Source organism: Flagellimonas marinaquae (assembly GCF_003992675.1).
In the GTDB taxonomy this organism is placed as follows: domain Bacteria; phylum Bacteroidota; class Bacteroidia; order Flavobacteriales; family Flavobacteriaceae; genus Flagellimonas; species Flagellimonas marinaquae.
In genome coordinates this window covers 249,383-270,713 of record NZ_RZMZ01000015.1, presented here as the reverse complement: position 1 = coordinate 270,713, position 21,331 = coordinate 249,383, and the positions used below count along the sequence as shown (strand labels likewise).

General features: G+C 44.9%; 17 protein-coding genes. 11 read left to right on the top strand and 6 right to left on the bottom strand.

The features are described from left to right. The first annotated feature begins 81 nt into the window (after positions 1-81). Entirely contained in the window at positions 82-1,200 is a 1,119-nt protein-coding gene (locus EO130_RS10605) for a PQQ-dependent sugar dehydrogenase (RefSeq protein ID WP_127141486.1), read from the top strand. Between the two features lies 1 nt (position 1,201). On the opposite strand, the gene murQ is transcribed toward EO130_RS10605, so the two are convergent. Further along, on the bottom strand, positions 1,202-2,017 hold the full coding sequence (murQ, locus tag EO130_RS10600; RefSeq protein ID WP_127141485.1) for an N-acetylmuramic acid 6-phosphate etherase: 816 nt from the start codon (positions 2,015-2,017) through the stop codon (positions 1,202-1,204). A gap of 7 nt (positions 2,018-2,024) precedes the next feature. Beyond that, on the bottom strand, positions 2,025-2,774 hold the full coding sequence (locus tag EO130_RS10595) for a DeoR/GlpR family DNA-binding transcription regulator (RefSeq protein WP_127141484.1): 750 nt from the start codon (positions 2,772-2,774) through the stop codon (positions 2,025-2,027). 184 nt (positions 2,775-2,958) lie between these two features. On the opposite strand from EO130_RS10595, the gene nagB reads away from it, so the two are divergent. The 5 genes from nagB (at position 2,959) to EO130_RS10570 (ending at position 10,553) form a co-directional block, all read left to right on the top strand. Next, positions 2,959-4,896: a glucosamine-6-phosphate deaminase gene (nagB, locus tag EO130_RS10590; RefSeq protein WP_127141483.1), complete on the top strand. Its 1,938-nt coding sequence runs from the start codon at positions 2,959-2,961 to the stop codon at positions 4,894-4,896. A gap of 89 nt (positions 4,897-4,985) precedes the next feature. Further along, positions 4,986-6,470 (top strand): glycoside hydrolase family 10-like protein, encoded by a 1,485-nt coding sequence (locus tag EO130_RS10585; protein WP_127141482.1) that lies wholly within the window; start codon positions 4,986-4,988, stop codon positions 6,468-6,470. A 91-nt stretch (positions 6,471-6,561) separates the two neighbouring features. Further along, positions 6,562-7,842: an MFS transporter gene (locus EO130_RS10580; RefSeq protein ID WP_127141481.1), complete on the top strand. Its 1,281-nt coding sequence runs from the start codon at positions 6,562-6,564 to the stop codon at positions 7,840-7,842. Beyond that, positions 7,835-9,421, top strand: a complete 1,587-nt coding sequence (locus EO130_RS10575) for a glycoside hydrolase family 3 protein (protein WP_127141480.1) — start codon at positions 7,835-7,837, stop codon at positions 9,419-9,421. The genes EO130_RS10580 and EO130_RS10575 overlap by 8 nt, the downstream gene beginning before the upstream one ends. Before the next feature lie 43 nt (positions 9,422-9,464). Next, complete coding sequence (locus EO130_RS10570; RefSeq protein WP_127141479.1) at positions 9,465-10,553, top strand: anhydro-N-acetylmuramic acid kinase; 1,089 nt, start codon at positions 9,465-9,467, stop codon at positions 10,551-10,553. Here the strand turns inward: EO130_RS10570 and EO130_RS10565 are convergent. Continuing rightward, on the bottom strand, positions 10,550-11,764 hold the full coding sequence (locus EO130_RS10565; RefSeq protein WP_127141478.1) for a multidrug effflux MFS transporter: 1,215 nt from the start codon (positions 11,762-11,764) through the stop codon (positions 10,550-10,552). The genes EO130_RS10570 and EO130_RS10565 overlap by 4 nt on opposite strands. 185 nt (positions 11,765-11,949) lie before the next feature. Between EO130_RS10565 and EO130_RS10560 the strand changes: the two genes are divergently transcribed. Beyond that, positions 11,950-13,011, top strand: a complete 1,062-nt coding sequence (locus EO130_RS10560) for a Gfo/Idh/MocA family protein (RefSeq protein ID WP_127141477.1) — start codon at positions 11,950-11,952, stop codon at positions 13,009-13,011. A gap of 136 nt (positions 13,012-13,147) precedes the next feature. Here EO130_RS10560 and EO130_RS10555 read toward each other — a convergent pair whose 3' ends face one another. From EO130_RS10555 to EO130_RS10545, 3 genes are read right to left on the bottom strand one after another with little or no spacing between them, the layout of a single operon-like run. After that, complete coding sequence (locus EO130_RS10555; RefSeq protein WP_127141476.1) at positions 13,148-14,689, bottom strand: acyl-CoA carboxylase subunit beta; 1,542 nt, start codon at positions 14,687-14,689, stop codon at positions 13,148-13,150. 4 nt (positions 14,690-14,693) lie between these two features. Next, positions 14,694-16,136, bottom strand: coding sequence for an acetyl-CoA carboxylase biotin carboxylase subunit (gene accC, locus EO130_RS10550; RefSeq protein ID WP_127141475.1), 1,443 nt, complete (start codon positions 16,134-16,136; stop codon positions 14,694-14,696). Positions 16,137-16,142: 6 nt separating this feature from the next. Beyond that, on the bottom strand, positions 16,143-16,628 hold the full coding sequence (locus tag EO130_RS10545; RefSeq protein WP_127142070.1) for an acyl-CoA carboxylase biotin carboxyl carrier protein subunit: 486 nt from the start codon (positions 16,626-16,628) through the stop codon (positions 16,143-16,145). A 194-nt stretch (positions 16,629-16,822) separates the two neighbouring features. On the opposite strand from EO130_RS10545, the gene udk reads away from it, so the two are divergent. The 4 genes from udk to scpA are packed head-to-tail and all read left to right on the top strand — an operon-like array spanning position 16,823 to position 21,226. Continuing rightward, positions 16,823-17,431 (top strand): uridine kinase, encoded by a 609-nt coding sequence (gene udk / locus EO130_RS10540; protein ID WP_127141474.1) that lies wholly within the window; start codon positions 16,823-16,825, stop codon positions 17,429-17,431. A gap of 1 nt (position 17,432) precedes the next feature. Then, positions 17,433-17,765, top strand: coding sequence for an FtsB family cell division protein (locus tag EO130_RS10535; protein ID WP_127141473.1), 333 nt, complete (start codon positions 17,433-17,435; stop codon positions 17,763-17,765). After that, entirely contained in the window at positions 17,758-19,140 is a 1,383-nt protein-coding gene (locus EO130_RS10530; protein WP_127141472.1) for a methylmalonyl-CoA mutase subunit beta, read from the top strand. The genes EO130_RS10535 and EO130_RS10530 overlap by 8 nt, the downstream gene beginning before the upstream one ends. Continuing rightward, entirely contained in the window at positions 19,133-21,226 is a 2,094-nt protein-coding gene (gene scpA, locus EO130_RS10525) for a methylmalonyl-CoA mutase (protein ID WP_127141471.1), read from the top strand. Before EO130_RS10530 ends, scpA begins: the two co-directional genes overlap by 8 nt. The last annotated feature ends 105 nt before the right edge of the window (positions 21,227-21,331 follow it).

Genomic DNA, 21,331 nt, shown 5'->3' with positions numbered 1-21,331 from the left:
TAAAATTCTTTTTATCTTCAACACACCCAACCATCAAAAATGGTCGTTTATCTATTAAATCTGTTATTTCAACGTAAAATTATGCAAAATAGTCTCTTATTCCCCATTTTTTTCGTTGTACTGCTTAGTACATCTTGCGCACAAACTTTGGATAAAGAGATAAAAACTCCCGAAACCCTTGATTTTACTGCGGAACTCGTGATTGACGACATTGAGAACGCTTGGGGCATGGTTTTCTTGCCCAAAGGCGGTATTTTGTACTCGGAAAAGTCCGGAAAGCTAAAACTTTATAAATCTGGGAGGGTAAGCGAAATTGAAAATCCAACGAACGTTTACAACCGAGGACAGGGCGGTTTAATGGATATTGAACTACATCCCGATTACGAAAACAATGGTTGGATTTATTTCTCCTACGCCTCGACCGCGGGAGACGATAAAGGAGGTAATACTGCTATCATGAGGGCCCAACTATCCAACAACAAATTGGTCCATATAGAAAAACTTTACAAAGCATCTCCCAACTCCACACGTGGGCAGCATTTTGGGTCCCGAATTGAATTTGATAAGGATGGCTACCTCTTTTTTTCCATTGGAGAACGTGGAAACCGGGATGTCAATCCACAAGATATCACCAGGGATGGCGGTAAAATCTATCGCCTGCACGATGACGGGCGTATCCCCAGCGATAATCCATTTGTAGATAAAGCGGATGCCAAACAAGCAATTTGGAGCTATGGGCACAGAAATCCTCAGGGATTGGCACTTCATCCAGATACCGGTAAGCTTTGGGAACACGAGCATGGTCCAAGGGGCGGGGACGAAATCAACATCATTCAAAAAGGGAAAAACTACGGATGGCCTGTAATCACTTACGGTATTAATTACAGTGGCACCCAGATTACCGATGAAACTTCAAGGCCAGGAATGGAGCAACCCCTCTACCAGTGGACTCCGTCCATTGCACCATCTGGAATGGCATTCGTTACATCGGACAAATATCCCAAATGGAAAGGAAGTCTCTTGGTGGGATCTTTGGCCTTTCAATATTTGGAACGCTTGGAATTACAAGACAACAAAGTGGTGTACCATGAAAAATTAATGGACGGTATGGGCAGAGTACGAAATGTAAGGCAGGCACCTGATGGGTTTATTTATGTGAGCGTGGAAGGCAAGGGCATTTACCGACTGCTTCCCAAATAACCTACTTTTTTAAGGCATCGACGGCCAATTTTACGGAGCCATATTGTTTGAGCGCCTTTTCGGCTTCTTCGTAGTTGAGGCCCAACTCTTCCATGATGTAACGCGTTCCCCGGTCCACCAACTTGGTATTACTCAATTGCATGTTGACCATTTTGTTGCCTTTTACCCTTCCAATCCGAATCATCAATCCAGTTGAAATCATATTGAGCACCAATTTTTGACTGGTCCCGCTCTTCATTCGGGTACTTCCGGTTAAAAACTCTGGTCCCACGTTTACTTCAATCGGGATATCGGTGGCTTTGGCCAAGGGAGACCCAGGGTTATTGGTTATACCTACCGTTAAAATTCCATGGGCCTTGGCATCTGCAATACCTCCCAAAACGTAAGGGGTCGTGCCCGAAGCTGCGATGCCTACCAAAACATCCAAAGCATTGATTTTATGGTCATTTAAATCTTTCCAAGCTTGTTGTGTATCGTCCTCAGCAAACTCCACAGCTTTTCGTATCGCTTGGTCGCCTCCTGCGATAAGCCCGATTACCCTCTCGTGAGGCATTCCAAACGTAGGTGGTATTTCCGATGCATCCAATATACCAAGCCTTCCACTGGTTCCGGCTCCAATGTAAAACAACCTGCCCCCTTTTTGGAAGCGTTTGGCCGTTTCATCGATTACCAAAGCTACCTGCGGAAGTACCTTTTCCACGGCATCTGCCACTTTTTTGTCCTCATTATTGATACTAGTAACAATTTCCAAGGTGTCCATTTTTTCCAACCCATCATAGTTGGATGGTTTTTCAGTAATCTTTTGATGCTTGTCCATTTGTTTGTTAAAGTATTTGCGTGTTCTGGTTTTTAAAGGGCGTGAGTTTAGTGTCCCAGGGCTCCAGTTCCGTAATCATGGTATTGATTACGTTTAAACTACATGTTTTGAAACGATGCTGCGAATTCAATTTCTCCGAAATACACAAGAGCACTGCTTTCTTGGAGGCATTGATCACTGCTTTTTTGGTTTGGACCACATCCCAGTCAAATTCAGTAAGACCAAATTCGGTATCCACATAGCCTGTGCCAATAAAACTGTAATCCACCTTGATTTCGGATAAGGCATGAATGGCACTGGGGCCCATGGAAATCTGAGAATCACGTGACAAGGTACCACCAATAAAGATAGTCTCCACATTAGGCTTTCGGAGCAATTCCATCGCCACGGGAAGACTTATAGTAAAGCAGGTCAGCTTCAGGTTTGTTGGCAAAAGTTTGGCCAATTCCAAGCAGGTGGTTCCGCCATCGATTAAAATCACGCTATTGTTACGAAGCAAGGCAATTGCCTTTTTGGCAATAGCCACCTTTTTGTCCAAAGCATACACATTGTTCCGCTGTGGACTATGGTTGGCAAAGCCAAGGGAAACCGCACCGCCATGCACTTTCACCAAAAGGTTTTCTTCATCGAGCTCCTTCACGTCCCTCCTTACCGTATCCACCGAAACGTTAAGCTTATCCGCCAAATCAGTCAGCAAAACTTTGTTGTGGAGCTCCACCTCGTTCAATATGGCATGTTGTCTCTCTTCTTTCAGCATGGGATTGCTATTTTCATCCAAAAATCAAAAGTATAAACAATTGCAGAAAACAAGGTTCATGTAAACAGAATGTTATGTACAACTCTAAAACTGCAATTAAATGCAAATATATTGCAAATTATTGCAAGTATTTGCTTTTTTAGTGTATATTTGCTCCGTAAAACTGGTAAAAATCGAAACAAACATGCAAGAATTAGCCAATAATCCAATCAAAAGAGAGCCCTTGGATGCCGAAATAGTGAAGTTCGAAAAAATCAACACTCATATTTATCAAGATTCACAAAGTGCATCCTGGTATGTGGCCAACGAAATTGCCAGCTTGATCAAGCAAAAGCAAGAGCAAGGGCAAAAGGCAGTTCTTGGACTTGCCACAGGATCTACGCCGACAAAGGTGTACGACTATTTGGTGCAATTCCATAAAGAAGGTAGGTTGAGCTTTAAAAACGTGGTCACGTTCAATTTGGATGAATATTTCCCAATGGAGCCGGACTCCATTCACAGCTACGTGCGGTTTATGAACGAGCATCTGTTTGACCATATCGATATTGAGCCCCACAACGTACATATTCCGGATGGCAGCTTGCCCAAGGAAGAGATTCGAAAATATTGTTTGGATTATGAGGAAAAAATCAAAAATGTTGGTGGAATCGACATACAAGTTCTAGGTATCGGCCGAACCGGACACATCGGTTTCAACGAGCCTGGTTCGTCCCTCAGTTCCAAAACGCGTTTGGTACGTTTGGACAGAGTGACACGATTGGATGCTGCCAGTGATTTCTTTGGTGAGGAAAACGTACCGCGTAGAGCCATCACCATGGGTGTGGGCACCATTATGGATGCCAAAAGAATCATCATCATGGCATGGGGCGAAGGTAAGGCCCCTATTGTGCAGCAAGCTGTTGAAGGCGAAATAAAGGAATCCGTTCCCGCTACATTCTTGCAACACCATCATAATTGTGACTTTGTGCTGGACGACGCTGCCTCCTCTTACCTCACAAGGGTTAAGACTCCATGGTTGGTGAGCGAATGTGATTGGGATGAAAAACTCATCAAAACAGCCTCCATATGGTTGTCCGAAAAATTGAACAAAGCCCTGTTAAAACTGACCAACGAGGACTATAACGAACATGGTATGGGCAACCTCATCGCAGAAATTGGGTCAGCGGAGCAAATCAACCTTTCCGTCTTTAATCAGTTGCAACGAACCATTACCGGATGGCCAGGCGGAAAACCAAATGCCGATGACAGCCAAAGACCGGAACGGGCACAGCCACATCCGAAAACATCTTTGATCTTCAGCCCGCACCCGGATGATGATGTCATTTCGATGGGAGGTACATTGTTGCGATTGGTAGACCAAGGCCACCATGTGCATGTAGCCTACCAGACTTCTGGAAATATTGCGGTTTTTGACGATGAAGTCATCCGTTTTCTGGATTTTGCCACCGATGTGCAGAAAGACAATAAGGAGCTGCACAAAAAATTCAAAGAGGTACGAAAGTTCTTGGCCAACAAAAAACCCGGAGATCTGGACAGTCCGGAGGTACAGCAGTTTAAAGGACTCATCCGAAAAGGGGAAGCCTTGGCTGCATGCAGATACTGTGGTGTACCTGAGGAGAATGCCCACTTCCAGAATCTTCCCTTTTATGAAACCGGAGCAGTACGGAAAAAACCACTCTCTGAAGAAGATGTGCAAATCACCTACGACCTGTTACAAAAACTCAAGCCACACCAAATATTTGCGGCAGGGGACCTTTCCGACCCTCACGGTACACACCGGGTTTGTTTGGATGTGATATACAAAGCCATACAGCGTTTGGTAGACGAAGGTTCCGATTGGATCAGAAACTGCTACGTTTGGCTCTACCGCGGAGCTTGGCAAGAATGGGACATTGCAGATATGGAAATGGCAGTGCCCATTGGCCCTAAGGACATGACCCGAAAGATCAACGCCATTTTTAAACATCAATCCCAAAAGGATAGTGCCATGTTCCCTGGAAACGACAAAAGGGAATTCTGGCAAAGGGCGGAACAAAGAAACAAGGATACAGCAAACCGTTACAATCAACTTGGCATGGCCGAATATGAGGCCATGGAAGGTTTTGTACGCTATCGTTTTTAAGATAACACTCTTTTAAGTTGTTAGTTGTTTAATTTAATCTAGCAAAAAGGCCTACATTTAATGCACGAGTAGGCCTTTTACTTTTTTCCATGCATCGATTTTTATATGTAATCCCCATACTTATTCTCTTATCCTGTGCAACGACCAAACCGCCCAAACAAGAATTTAGAGGCGTTTGGATAGCAACAGTGGCCAATATCGATTGGCCCAAACATCCCCAAGACAACGTAGCCAAAAAAAAGAAGGACTTTATCGATATTTTGGAGTTCTACAAAAATTTGAATTTTAATGCCGCCATAGTTCAAGTGCGAACTGCTGGAGACGCACTTTACCCTACAGATTTGGCCCCATGGTCCCGGTACCTCTCAGGAACCGAGGGCGAAGCCCCAAAGGGATTTGACAAACCCTTGGAGTGGATGATTTCCGAAACCCATAAACGGGGCATGGAGTTCCACGCATGGCTTAACCCCTACCGGGCCACCGTAAACTTGGACACCTCCAAATTATCGGAAACCCATGATTATTTTCAACATCCCGATTGGATTGTTTCCTACGGCAACAAGAACTATTACAATCCGGGACTTCCCGAAGTCAGGGAAAAATTCAATCAAATCATAGAGGAACTAGTCACCAATTACGAGGTAGACGCCATCCATTTTGACGACTACTTCTATCCCTACAAAGTTGAGGGTAAAACTTTCGATGATGCTGAAGCCTACTCCACCTATGCGCTACCGGGACAATCCTTGGAAGATTGGCGACGCAGCAATGTGGATTCACTGGTAAAGAGCGTTCACAGCACCATCAAAAAATACAAACCTTGGGTACAGTTTGGAATAAGTCCATTTGGAGTCTGGAAAAACAGGGATACCGACCCACGAGGTTCAGATACCAAAGCTGGACAAACGACCTACGAGGACCTTTATGCCGATCCTATCCTGTGGGTTCAACAAGGCTGGTTGGACTACTTGGCACCGCAAGTGTATTGGAGTATGGACTATCCTGTGGCCTCGCACAAGGTTATCACCACGTGGTGGGCTGAGCATGCCCCCAACACCCATCTGTACATTGGCAATGGCACTTACAAAATCAAGAACAATGCAGATAAGGCTTGGGAAAAGACCCGTGAGATACCAAAACAGCTCACCTTTGCCAGAAATTTGGAAAATATCGATGGAAATATCTTTTTCAGTGCCAAGTCCTTGATGGGTAAGCACCAAAAGGTGAATCAAAAATTACAAAAGAAATTATATAGGCTTCCTGCCGAAAATCCAGGTCCATTGAATCAGGTTGTCCGGCAATTACAGCTTCCCGCCATTAACTCGGCAACCTTAAATAGTCAAACTTTGAACATCTGCATCAGCCATGTGGATGGGATTCCAAGATTTTTGAATCTTTATAGACCAGGAAAGGAAGGCCCTCAACTCATTGGAAAGCAATATCTTTCCGAAAATGACATCGAGGGTTGTTATGGATTTGATTTGGATAAAAAATATCTTCGAGAAGACATAATGATTGGGGTAAGTGACGCCTATGGCAATAAAAGCGGTTTACAAATCATCCAGATGAACTAAATCTCGACAAATAAATAAGGAACTTATGCGGAAAAGTAGCTCCCTACCGACCTGAACGGAAATTAACATCATAACCTAAAAAACAAACAAAGTGAATGTAGCACCGAAAGACAAAAACGCCTGGCTATGGATTCCTCTCCTCTATTTTACCCAAGGCATACCCTATATTTTAGTGGTTACCGTCTCCGTAATCATGTACAAACGCCTCGGTATTGGCAATGCCGAAATAGGATTGTATACGAGTTGGCTCTACCTCCCATGGGTTATCAAGCCTTTATGGAGTCCACTTGTGGACCTGAACGGCACCAAACGAAAATGGTTTTTGGGGATGCAGTTGCTCATATCCTTTGCTTTTTTGGGTATTGGTCTCTTTTTACCTTCCTATTCGTTCTTTACCATCACATTGGCCTTTTTCTGGATGGCCGCTTTCGCCTCCGCTACCAACGATATCGCCTCCGATGGCTATTATATGATTGGCCTCACGCAGAAAAAACAATCCTTCTTTATTGGGCTTAGAAGTACTTTCTACCGATTGGCCATGGTAACGGGACAAGGACTATTGGTCATTTTTGCTGGCTTTTTGGAAAAGCAATACGGTGACAATACGAAAGCATGGTCAATCACTATGATTACCGCTTCGGTGCTCATGATCGCTTTGACCGTTGCCAATTTTTTATCAGCACCAAAGTTTGAAACCTCCATACCAGCATCATCGGAAAAACCAGCAAGTTTTTTCGAAGTTTTTGCCACTTTTTTCAAGAAACACCAAATCGGCATCGCTTTGCTGTTTATCCTCACCTATCGATTGGGCGAATCGCAATTGGTAAAAATGGCCTCCCCTTTCCTTTTGGATGCATTGGAGGTGGGCGGTTTGGCCTACTCCACCGAAGCGGTAGGGACCATTTATGGTACTGTCGGCGTAATCATGCTGTCGCTCGGCGGTATCTTGGGCGGTATTTTGATATCGAGGGATGGTCTAAAAAAGTGGATGCTTCCCATGTTGCTTTCCTTGAATCTGCCCAATGCACTCTACGCGCTTTTGGCCATAACCCAAACTACCAGCATATATGCTGTTGTAGGTACCGTGGTATTAGAACAGTTTGGCTACGGGTTTGGTTTTGCGGCTTTTTTGATGTATCTCATTTATGTGGCCGAAGGAGCCTCAAAAACATCGCATTATGCCATAGCGACAGGCTTCATGGCCTTGGGGATGATGCTTCCGGGAATGCTGAGTGGTTATATCCAGGAATGGTTAGGGTATGATGGCTTCTTCATTTGGGTAGTGATTGCGGCCCTACCTGCATTCCTAGTGCTCCGCTATTTAAAATATCCCGCAGATTACGGTAAAAAAACGGTAGAATCCAATGAATAAAACCATTCAAACCTATATACTTCCAAAAGAACCTTTGACCTTAAAACAAAAGGTGGGACAGCTGTTCATGCCAGCCGCCTTTATCAACGATACAGAAGAAGAAGTGCAGCAAATGGAACAACTCATCAAAGAATACCATGTGGGTTCCATTTGTTTTTTTCATAGTCGGGCCAGTGCGGCCACCAATTTTGAGGGAAAGAAAGCAATCGTGCACAACGAGAAGAGCTACGACAGATTACTGGAGCTCATCAAACTGTATCAAAAAGCCGCGTCCATCCCTTTGTTAATTGCCATCGATGCCGAATGGGGACTCGCCATGCGCATAGAAAATACGGCCCAATATCCCTACGCCATTACCCTTGGGGCCTTGACCCATGGGAACGACCTTATCCATCAAGTGGGAGAAGCCATTGGAAATGATTGCAAACAAGCGGGAATCCAATGGAATCTGGCACCCGTGGTGGACATCAATAACAATCCGGAAAACCCGGTCATTGGCTACCGGTCTTTTGGTGACAATAGGGAAAGTGTCGTTGAGAAGGCAGAAGCTTTTTTAAAAGGGATGGCCATCAGCGGAACCTTGAATTCCATTAAACATTTTCCAGGGCACGGTGATACCGCAACGGATTCCCACTTAGGACTTCCCGTTATCGATAAGTCTTTGGACGAATTGCTGCAGAACGAGCTATATCCTTTCAAAAAACTGATTGAAGTGGGGGTTGACTCGGTTATGGTTGGGCATTTGCTATTGCCACAGTTGGATACGGAGAATCCCTCGACCACCTCACCAAAAATAATCACGGAGCTTCTTAGAAAGCAACTGGGTTTTGCCGGCGTTGTCATTTCAGATGCGTTGAACATGCATGCCGTTTCCAAAAAATTTCCCCAAAAAGGAACATTGGAGAAAGCGGCTTTTGATGCCGGGATGGATGTGCTATGTTTTAGCGAGCACGTAAAAGAAGGTGTGGATGCCATCCTTTCCGATGGATCGGAACAACGCATTCAAGAGAGTTTTGATAGGATTTGGAAGCTCAAACATAACGTATTTTCCGAAAAAGAAAACCCCAAAGAAATTGAATCCAATTCTTGTTCCCAATTGAACCGTATCATAGCGGAAAACACGATTACGGAACTGTATGGAGACAAAGTCATGGCTGACCATATTAAATCTTCCAACTTTTTGAACGTTTCTGTTAGTTTTGGGAAGAAAAACTGGTTTGCCGAAGAGATTTCGATACAATTTGGTTCAAAAACAGTTGATTTGGATGCCGCTTTGCTTTCCGACAAGGAAAATCTTGTGATCAGCCTATTTCCGCCTGTGGTAAAACCCAAAAACCAGTTTGGCATGGATGAAAAGACCGTGGATTCCATTCAAAAACTGATTCGGAAAAAAAACGTGCTGCTTTATCTCTTCGGCAATCCATATGTGCTGGATATTCTAAAGTTGAAACCTGAGTCGAACGTGGTTCTGGTATATCAAGATTTTGAAGAATTTCAAAAAGTAGCCTTTGATCATTTTTCTGGTAAGTCAAAGGCAAAAGGACAACTTCCCATTCAACTAAAAACTTTTCGGTCATGAGCCCACAATTTGTTATTTTTAATTGTCTCAAAAACCATTGGGTATGAGCACTTACAAAGTTTTAGGGCTGATGTCCGGCACCTCGCTGGATGGCTTGGACATGGCCTATTGCCATATTTGGGAAGAAAACGAAGCGTGGAATTTTCGCATTAAGCATACGGCCGAAATTGAATACTCGGGCGATATGCGGGAGTATCTCAAAAATGCCATCCATCTTTCCGAGGAGGAGCACGCGCAATTACACAAAGATTATGGCACTTGGTTAGGGCAACAGTGCCGTTTATTTTTGGACGAACTTGGCGAAGAGGTGGACTTTATTGCAAGTCATGGCCATACCTCCCATCACCGGCCGGAGGATGGCGTCACCTTTCAATTGGGTGACGGACAGCTTTTGGCGAATGTTTCCGGCAAGCAAGTGGTCTGTGATTTTCGCACCAAGGATGTTTCTTTAAAAGGGCAAGGTGCTCCCTTGGTACCGATTGGGGACAAGTTATTGTTCCATGAATACGATTTTTGCCTAAATCTTGGAGGTATCAGCAATATATCCTTTGAAAAAAATGGGGAACGCATCGCATACGACATTGGAATGGCCAACATGCCGTTGAACTATATCACCCATAAAATGGGTATGGCCTATGATGCAAATGGTCAACTGGCACGATCGGGGAAATTGGACAAATCACTCTTAGATCAGCTTAATGCTTTGGAATATTATAAGCTCCCCTACCCCAAATCAACAGGTTACGAATGGTTCACTTCGAAGATTGTTCCACTAATTGAAAATTCATCGGCCTCTAATCAAGATTTGCTGCATACGTTTATCCATCATAATTGCGAGCAGATTGCATTGGCCGTACATCAGCATAAAACCAACAAGTCCAACAAACACCAACTATTGGCCACTGGCGGTGGCGCACTCAACCAGTTTTTTATGGATACCCTTCAAAGCGCATTGGGAGCAAACGTGAAAGTCGTGGTGCCCGACAAAACTTTAATTGCATATAAAGAAGCACTCGTATTTGCTTTGATGGGCGTTCTTCGTCTGCAGGGAAAGACCAACGTCTTAAAATCAGTGACCGGGGCCACTTCGGATTCCTGCAGTGGAGAGGTGTTTTTCCCTAAAGAAGCCTAAGTGGTTACGACCCTTTTCCGTTTGGGTTTGTTCACCAATAGAAAAATGGCAAGGGCACACAGACCGCAAATGGCCAAACCTGCAAAAAGCGGCCAAACTGTTTCCTTTACAAATTCACCGATAAAGGTAGCTATGGGAATGGACAACAAAGTGGATACAAATCCATTGATAGCCGCACCAATACCAGCTATATGACCGATAGGCTCCATGGCAATGGAACGGAAGTTACCCCACATAAACCCAAGGCAGAAAAATTGAATGGACAAGAATCCTACCAATACATAAATGCTGGGATTTGGGCTATTGAGGAACACAACGGAATACGTCAAAGCGACTGCGCAAAAAACAATCGTTGCCATTAAGGACAATTTTCGCATACCGAATCGCATCACCAAGGTCCCGTTTAAAAAAGTGGAAAGTCCGATGGAGATAGCCAATCCTGCGAAAATATAAGGGAACATTTCCTTGAGGGCATATTGGTCTTCAAAAATATGCTGGGCTGAGCTCAAATACACTAAAAATGCGCCTGTCACCAATCCAGATGTCAACGTAAAGGCCACGGTTTCACGATATTTCACAAATTCCTTTACCCCATCGATAAACACATGCCGCGTGAAGGGAATTTTATACTCGGGGTGCAGGGTTTCCTCTTGACGTTTCCAAAACCAGATGGCAACAACCAAAACGAAAAACATCTGCACGTAAAAAATAGCTTGCCATCCAGCTGCATCCAAAATCAACTTACCTATGGCCGGGGCCACAACAGGAACCAAAATAAAAAAGGCCACCACAAAAGACATGATTTTGGCCATATAGTCACCAGCATAGGTGTCGCGAATAATGGAAATGGAGATAGTCCGAGGCGCAGAAAGGCCAATTCCCTGAAAGATGCGTCCGATGACCATCACTTCCAAAGAAGGTGCGTACAAACAAACGACACTTGCGATCAAAAAGATGATAAAGCCAATATAGACTACTGGCTTTCTACCAAAACTGTCGGATATGGGACCAAAAAACAGTTGCCCTACCCCAAGCCCCAAGAAAATCATGGTCACCAGTAGCTGGTTATCTGTTGGGTCAGTGCTGTTGATAGCCGTTCCAATATTGGAAATGGCGGGTAATATAGCATCAATGGCCAATGCTACGATGGACATCAAAGCGGCCATTAGGGCCACAAACTCAAAGTTGGGTTTTTGATGTTGTTTTTGCATCAGGCAAAATTAGGCATACCCATTGGACTAGTAAAGCATTTAAGAAAGGTTTAATGTAAAGAAAACACATACAACGTTGTAGTTGATTACTTTATGTGTCTTTCAAGGAAATGTGAATCGAAAATCTGTCCAATCACCCAGAAAAATAAGATAATCCTATATTTAGGCTTAAATAATCACAAGCAATGGAAACTTTAAAGGTTTTAGTAGTAGGATGTGGCAACATGGGAACCTCCCATGCTCGAGCCTATCATCAATTGGAGGGTTTTGAAATTGTAGGGTTGGTCAGCAGAGGGGCCAAAAGTCGTGAGCGGCTTTCCAGAGAGTTGGACGGGGCAACCACATTTTCGGACTATGATCAGGCACTCCGAGCCACTCAACCGGATGTAGTGTCCATCAACACCTATCCTGACACCCACTTTAGCTATGTAAAAATGGCCTTGGAAGCCAATGCCCATGTTTTTGTAGAGAAACCGCTTGCCTTGACTGTGGAGGAAGCCCAAAGCTTAGTGGAATTGGCACAAAAGCAAAACCGAAAAATGGTGGTAGGTTATATTTTAAGGGTGCATCCTACGTGGGCCAAGTTTACCAAAATGGCTCAGACATTGGGGAAACCTTTGGTAATGCGCATGAATCTGAACCAGCAAAGCTCAGGGGAGCAATGGTACACCCACAAGCAGTTGATGAAATCCATGTCGCCCATAGTGGATTGCGGCGTGCATTATGTGGATGTGATGTGCTCCATGACCCGTTCCAAACCAATCAGTGTTTCTGCAATCGGCGCCCAATTATCGGACGAAGTGGATACCGAGATGTACAATTACGGACAGTTACAGGTTCGTTTTGAGGATGGTTCCGTAGGATGGTACGAAGCAGGTTGGGGTCCCATGATGAGCGAAACCGCCTTTTTTATCAAAGATGTAATAGGTCCAAAAGGCTGCGTCTCCATTAGTGATTTGGACAAAGGCTCATCCGAGGATATTGAGGGGCATACCAAAACAGGAAGTCTAAAACTCCACCACAGCGAACTCAATGCAGAAGGCAATTTTACCAAAAAGGATGAAATCATCAGCACTGCGGACGAACCGGACCATGACGGGTTATGCCTATTGGAACAAGAATTTTTGCTCGATGCCATTGTTAACGACCGTGACCTCACCGACCATTTGAAAGATGCTGTGAACAGTCTTAAAATAGTACTCGCCGCCGATGAATCGGTTAAAACGGGAAAGACGGTGATGTTGTAAATAAAATGTCAGGTTACACGGTCTTAGGAAAGGCAGGTGCTCGACCTGACATCTTGCAAAATTTAAAAACTACGGTTTTAGATAAAATTCGTGCCTTTTGTGTCAAACCTTAAAACAATGTCTTTAGAAACCCGAATTACAACGGAATATTCCCATGCTTTTTCCAAGGGGTTTGTACCTCTTTTTTCTCCAACATGGCAAACGTCTTCAACAATTTGCTTCGGGTATCTTTGGGCAGAATCACCTCATCAATAAAACCACGCTTCGCGGCCCTGTAGGGATTCGCAAACTTATCCGCGTACTCTGTTTCCTTTTCCTTTAGTTTGGCTTCTGGGTCGTCGGCTGCGGCAATTTCCCGTCTAAAAATGATTTCACTCGCGCCTTTTGCTCCCATTACCGCAATTTCGGCGCTCGGCCAAGCATAGTTGAAATCGGCACCGATATGTTTGGAGTTCATTACATCGTAAGCACCACCATAGGCTTTTCGGGTAATAACGGTGACTCTGGGCACAGTAGCCTCGCTCAAAGCGTAGAGCAGCTTGGCACCATGGACAATAATCCCGTTCCATTCCTGGTCCGTACCGGGCAAAAATCCGGGTACGTCCACCAAGACCAATAACGGAATATTGAACGAATCACAAAACCGTGTAAATCGGGCCGCTTTTCGCGAACTTTTCACTCCCAGCACCCCTGCCAAGAACATGGGCTGGTTGGCTATAATCCCGATACTTCGTCCGCCCAAACGGGCAAAGCCAGTAATGATATTTTCCGCATAATCCTTATGGATTTCATAGAACGAATCCGCATCGATGATTCCATTGATCACATCATGCATATCGTAAGGCTTGTTGGGGTTGTCGGGAACAATGCTGGACAGTTCCTCTCGCGTTTCATCCCCAAGCTCGTAAGGCAATAGCGGTGTAGTTTCCTTATTGTTTTGGGGCAGATAGTCCAAAAGTTTTTTGATATCATCCAAACATGTGGCATCATTGGCCGAAGTCCTGTGCGCCACCCCTGATTTCACGGCGTGCGTACTGGCACCTCCCAATTCTTCCGAGGTTACCGTCTCATTGGTCACGGTTTTCACAACGTTCGGTCCCGTAACAAACATATAACTGGTTTCTTCCACCATGATGATAAAATCGGTCATAGCAGGCGAATACACGGCACCACCGGCGCATGGCCCCATAATGGCCGAAATCTGTGGAATCACCCCAGATGCCTGCACATTCCGATAAAAAATATCAGCATAACCGCCAAGCGACCGCACTCCTTCCTGTATCCGGGCTCCCCCTGAATCGTTGAGTCCGATGACCGGCGCTCCCACCTTCATGGCCAAATCCATCACCTTACAGATCTTTTCCGCATGGGTCTCCGAAAGGGCTCCCCCGAAAACGGTAAAATCTTGCGCATATACGTACACCAACCTTCCATTTACGGTTCCGTAGCCCGTGACCACGCCATCTCCATAGTACATCTCCTTGTCCATACCGAAATCGGTGGTACGGTGGGTCACCAAAATGCCCATTTCCTCGAAAGAGCCTTCGTCCAAAAAGTAGAGCACACGTTCGCGGGCCGTTAATTTTTTCTTCTGATGTTGTTTTTCGATGCGCTTTTCACCGCCGCCCAAATGGGCCTGTGCAATTCTGTCCTGTAGTTCTTTTATTTTGTGATCCATGGATTCAGTTTGAAGGTAATCGTACTATTTTTTTGTCTTCCAAAAATTGATAAAGGGCCATCATGGCGGCAACTTCCGCTTCGTTGGCCGTTTGTTCCTTTATCATTTTGGGCGCATAATAATTCTTGACGAAGTGGGTGTCAAAATTCCCTGTCCGGAAGGCTTCGTGGGCAAACACAAAACTGCCAAAAGGCAAGGTAGTCTGCACTCCTTTCACCTTATAATTTTGTATGGCATCCAGCATCAGTTCAATGGCTTCCTCTCGGGTTTTACCATAAGTAATCAGCTTGGATAGCATGGGGTCATAATAAATTGGAATATCCATGCCTTCCCTAAAGCCGTTGTCTACCCGAATTCCCTCTCCAACAGGCAGCTGATACGTTTCCAGGTTCCCAACACTAGGTAAAAAGTCGTTTAGAGGGTCTTCGGCATATACCCGAAGTTCCACGGCATGCCCATTTATGGTAAGATCTTCCTGTTTCATCGGAAGTTCTTCTCCACGGGCTACTTTTATCTGTAATTCCACCAAGTCCACCCCGGTAATCAATTCCGTCACCGGATGCTCCACTTGCAGACGGGTGTTCATTTCCAAAAAGTAGAAATTATGGTCGGCATCCATCAAAAATTCGACGGTACCCGCTCCAATATAGTCACAGGATTTGGCCACTTTACAGGCCGCTTCGCCCATCTCTTTGCGCAATTCGGGCGTTAAAATGGCGGAAGGTGCTTCCTCCACCACCTTTTGGTGACGCCGCTGCACGCTACATTCCCTTTCAAAAAAGTGCAATACATTGCCGTGGGTATCGGCCATCACCTGTACCTCGATGTGCCTAGGGGAAGTCACATATTTTTCCACAAAAACGGAACCGTCGCCAAAGGCGGAGGTGGCCTCACTAATGGCACGCTTCATTCCGGATTCCAGATCTTCCTCTTTTTCTACGATTCGCATTCCCTTGCCCCCGCCACCTGCTGATGCTTTAATCAATACAGGATAACCGACCTCATTGGCAATTTCATGGGCTTTGGCCACATCCGAAATGGCCTCATCGATTCCGGGCACCATCGGAATGTCATAGGCTTTCACGGCTTCTTTGGCTGCTAGTTTGCTTCCCATAATTCGGATGGCCTTGGATTTTGGACCAATAAAGGTAATTCCGCTGTTTTCTACGGCTTCGGCAAAATCAGCATTTTCACTCAAAAAGCCATAACCGGGATGGATGCCATCCACGTTCAGCTTTTTGGCCACTTCAATGATTTTGTCTCCCTTAAGATAGGATTTGTTTGAGGGCGCTTCGCCGATAAGGACCGCTTCATCGGCAAACAATACATGGGGTGCGTTCCTGTCGACTTCTGAATACACAGCCACGGTTTTTATCCCCATCTTTTTAATGGTTTTCATTACCCTGACCGCTATTTCGCCTCGATTGGCAATTAATATTTTTTTCATGTTGCGTTATTCAAATTCAATCAACAATTGCTTTTTCTCCACCGCATCGCCTTTGGACACGCCGACGCTTTTGACCACCCCTTTTCGAGGTGCGGTGATAATGTTCTCCATTTTCATCGCCTCCAAAATCAATAATTGGTCTTCTTCGTTCACCTCCTGCCCTACTTCCACCAAAATATCCAAAATCAATCCCGGCATTGGGGCCGAAATGGAATCTATGTTTTTTCCGGCATTGACAGCAAAGCCCATCTTTTTGATGAGTTCATCCAAAGGAGTCTGTATCGAACATTCGAATTCAGTCCCATTGATGCTGACGGTATAGGTTCCATTATTAAAATGTTGATCTAGGACTTTAACATGGTATGATCTGCCGTCTTTCAACAAATGATAGGCCCCATCACCAGTTTGGATCAAATCCAACGAAGAAATCGTGTCCTTGGAAAGTGTAAAGTCAAAGTCATCCCCAACCTTGACCGAATAAGAATCATTCATATCAAAAAATTCCATTGGTTAGCTTGATAAATATAAGGGTATTGCATTAGAATTCATACAAAGCTATGCCCAACCAAAGGGAATATTTATGACAATGATCATTAATTCCTATCTTATTATTCCTTAATTATGTTGTATCGTAATTAGGCAGGAGATATAATCATTTGTTTATTTTTGATGCCAAAATTTGAACTATGCTGATCTTAGGGATTGCAGGCGGCACAGGGTGCGGTAAAACTACGGTGGTAAACCAGATTGTGAAGCAGCTGCCCACTGAGGAGGTTGGGGTAATTTCCCAAGATTCCTATTACAATGATCTCTCCCATATGAGCAAGGAGGAAAGAGCCAAAGTAAACTTTGACCATCCCAACTCCATAGATTTTGATTTATTGATCGAGCATATTCACCAGTTGAGGGAAGGAAAGACCGTGGAAACCCCCATTTATTCATTTGTAGAGGAAACACGGATGAAAGAAACAGTTTCCACTACCCCGCGAAAAGTAATGATCGTGGAAGGCATCTTGGTGTTGAGCAACCCCAAATTGCGCGATCTGTTCGATATAAAAATATTTGTGCATGCAGATTCGGACGAACGTTTGATACGAAGACTGCAACGGGACACACAGGAGCGCGGGCATGATTTGAACAAAGTGCTCACGAGGTACCAAACCGCCGTAAAGCCCATGCATCTTCAATTTATTGAACCCTCGAAAGAGTTTGCGGACATCATAATCCCTAACAATCGCTACAACACGGTTGCCGTTGATCTGGTTAGGACCATCATTCACAATAATCTTTCATAATATGGGCCTAAAGGAATGGAGAAAAAAGAAATGGTTCAAAATCATGACCAACACCTATATTTTGGTACTGACCATTTTTGTGATTTGGATGGCCTTTTTTGATACCAATTCTCTTTTGATCCATTTGGAACTGGAGAGCGAAATCGATAAGTTGGAAAAGGAAAAGGAATTCTTGAAAAGCGAGATTGCCAAGGACAAGGAAATCCTGAAAAAGATGTCCAACGAGAAGGAACTTGAAAAGCTGGCCCGCGAGAAGTACTACATGAAAAAGGACAACGAAGAAATATTCTTGATTGAATACGAAGACAGCCTAAAGCAAAAAAACGATGAATAAATCCGGCCTATTTAACGAATTTCCCGAAGTTACTGCCAAACAGTGGAAACAAAAGATACAAATGGACCTGAAAGGCGCCGATTACAACGAAGCCTTGGTCTGGGAATCTTTGGAAGGCATCAACGTTAAGCCTTTTTACCATCAAGAAGATTTGGAGAACATACCCACCTTTTCCTTATCAAAAGACCATTCCTGGTCCGTGGGACAATCCATTTATGCAGGAGATGCAGAAAAAGCAAATACGAAGGCAAAAGAAGTCCTGAATAAAGGTGCGGAAAGTTTGATTTTTACAATTCCCAAGGAAGAAATCGATGTTGAGGCTTTGTTGTCGGGGATAAAGCTGGAAGAAATCCAACTCTATTTCCATTTTGATTTTTTGGCCTTGGAACCCATCAAAAAACTGGTGTCCCTTCTCAAAGAGAAAAATGGGAAAGCCCATTTAAATTTGGACATCATCGGACATTTGGCCAAAGATGGCAACTGGTACCATAATTTGGAAAAAGATCATGAAATTTTTGATGAACTGGTCCATCTTGGCACATCGGATGTTTCAATCTTGGGGGTCGATATCTCACAGTATCAAAATGCCGGCGCCAATATGGTACAGCAATTGGCCTATGGTTTGGCACATGCCAATGAATATTTAAACCATGTCTCTTCGAGCGCAGTCGAGAAGTCTTTTCCAGTTACCTTTACCGTAGCTGTGGGCGGCAACTATTTCTTTGAAATAGCCAAATTGAGGGCCCTACGCTGGCTTTGGAATAGCCTAACGTCCGAATATGGGATTAAAAGTGAGTGCAAAATCCTCGCATTTCCATCCAAGCGGAACAAAACCCTGTACGATTACAATGTAAATATGCTCCGAACCACTTCGGAATGCATGTCGGCGGTCCTGGGCGTAGCGGATACGGTTTGCAACCTACCCTACGATGGCCTATACCACAAAGACAACGAATTTGGGGAACGCATTGCCCGAAATCAATTGTTGCTTTTGAAAGAAGAAAGTTATCTGGGCGAAGCATCCCAGATTGCAGCAGGCTCCTATTACATTGAATCGCTTACCCATCAATTGGCAGAAAAAGCACTGGCACTCTTCAAACAATTGGAAAAAGGGGGTGGTTTTTTGGATGGGCTGAAAAAGGGAACCATCCAACAAAAAATAAAGGAAAATGCCGAAAAGGAGCAGGAACTTTTTGATGAAGGAAAAATCGTTTCCTTGGGCACCAACAAATACCAGAACCCAGCAGATCGGATGAAGGATAATCTGGAACTCTACCCTTTCGTAAAAACAAAGGCAAGGAAAACCATTATTGAACCTATCATCGAAAAAAGGTTAGCTGAAGGTTCCGAACAAAAAAGATTGAACGATGAGTAGAAAAGACCTCCAACAATTGGAATTGGCTGTCCGGTCGAGCGCCCGCCTGACGGACGGGCAGGCCGTCAAGACCCAAAATTACGAGCACGAAAATTTCGCAGCAGGTATTTCCCCGTTCCTTCGTGGTCCCTATTCCACGATGTACGTTCGCCGGCCTTGGACCATTCGCCAATATGCCGGCTTCTCTACCGCCGAGGAAAGCAATGCGTTTTACAGAAGAAATCTGGAGGCTGGGCAAAAAGGTCTTTCCGTAGCTTTTGACCTCCCTACGCACCGAGGATATGATTCCGACAACGACCGCGTAGTAGGTGATGTGGGCAAAGCCGGTGTTGCCATAGATTCCATTGAGGACATGAAGATTTTGTTCAACGGTATTCCCTTGGACAAAATGTCCGTTTCCATGACCATGAACGGAGCGGTAATCCCGATTATGGCCTTTTATATTGTGGCCGGTTTGGAACAAGGGGTATCCATGGAACAACTGTCCGGAACCATACAGAACGATATTTTGAAGGAGTTTATGGTGCGTAACACCTACATTTACCCGCCTACTCCGTCGATGCAGCTCGTTGCGGATATTTTTGAGTTCACCAGTAAGAACATGCCCCGTTTCAACAGCATCAGTATTTCGGGCTACCACATGCACGAAGCAGGAGCTCCAGCAGCTATGGAATTGGCCTATACTTTGGCCGACGGTGTCGAATACATCCGAACCGGAATACAGGCCGGCCTCAAAATTGACGAATTTGCCCCAAGACTTTCCTTTTTCTGGGGAATTGGAATGAACCATTTTGTGGAAATCGCCAAAATGCGTGCGGGAAGGATGCTTTGGGCCAAGTTGGTGCAACAGTTCAACCCTCAAAACGAGAAATCCTCCATGCTCCGCACGCACAGCCAAACCAGCGGATGGAGCTTGACCGAACAGGACCCTTTCAACAATGTAGCCAGGACCACCATTGAAGCGATGGCAGCTGCCTTTGGGGGCACACAAAGCCTGCACACCAATGCGTTGGACGAGGCCATTGCACTCCCAACGGATTTCTCGGCCCGTATTGCACGGAATACACAGATCTATCTACAGCAAGAAACCTATATCACAAGAACGGTGGACCCCTGGGCAGGCAGCCATAAGGTGGAGCAGCTGACCCAAGAGATTGCCCAGCATGCTTGGGAACTGATTCAGGAAGTGGAAAAATTGGGGGGAATGACCAAAGCTATCGAAAAAGGCATCCCCAAAATGCGTATCGAGGAAGCCGCAGCCAAAAAGCAAGCGCGCATCGACAGCGGTAAAGATGTAATCGTAGGGGTCAACAAATACCGATTGGCCAACGAGGACGACCTGCAGATTTTGGAAGTGGACAACGCCAAAGTGCGCAAACAGCAAATGGCCAGATTGGAACAGATTCGAAATAGCAGGGATTCCAAAAAAGTGGAAGAAGCCCTTGAGGCCATCCGAATAGCTGCCAAAAAAGCTTCGGACCATAACACCGACCGTGGAAATTTATTAGCTTTAGCCATAGAAGCGGCCAAACAACGTGCTACGCTTGGCGAAATCAGTGACGCCATGGAAAGTGCATTTGGACGTTACAGAGCAAAAATCCAATCCTTTACTGGAGTGTATTCCAAAGAAATCAAAAACGACGAAAGTTTTGAAAATGCCCGCAAATTAGCCGATGCCTTTGCGGAGCAGGAAGGCCGTAGACCACGCATCATGGTGGCCAAAATGGGGCAGGATGGCCACGACCGTGGCGCCAAGGTGGTGGCCACAGGCTATGCCGATCTTGGTTTTGATGTGGACATTGGCCCCTTGTTCCAAACCCCTGCCGAGGTAGCCAAACAGGCCGTGGAAAATGATGTCCACGTACTCGGGATTTCCTCTCTCGCTGGCGGACACAAAACCTTGGTTCCCGAAGTGGTCCAAGAACTCAAAAAATATGGTCGTGAAGATATAATGGTCATTGTTGGAGGGGTGATTCCAAAGCAGGATTACAAGCATTTGCTGGATAATGGCGCTGTCGCCGTTTTCGGGCCAGGCACCAAGATTGCCGATGCTGCCACCGAAATCCTTAACATTCTAATGGATTAGTATTCATAACCCTTTTGCGTATAAAAGTTTAACTTTATTTAACGTGGCGTGGCAGGTTTATTCACCCCCTGTTAACAAATTACATTTTATCGCATCTTAAATAAT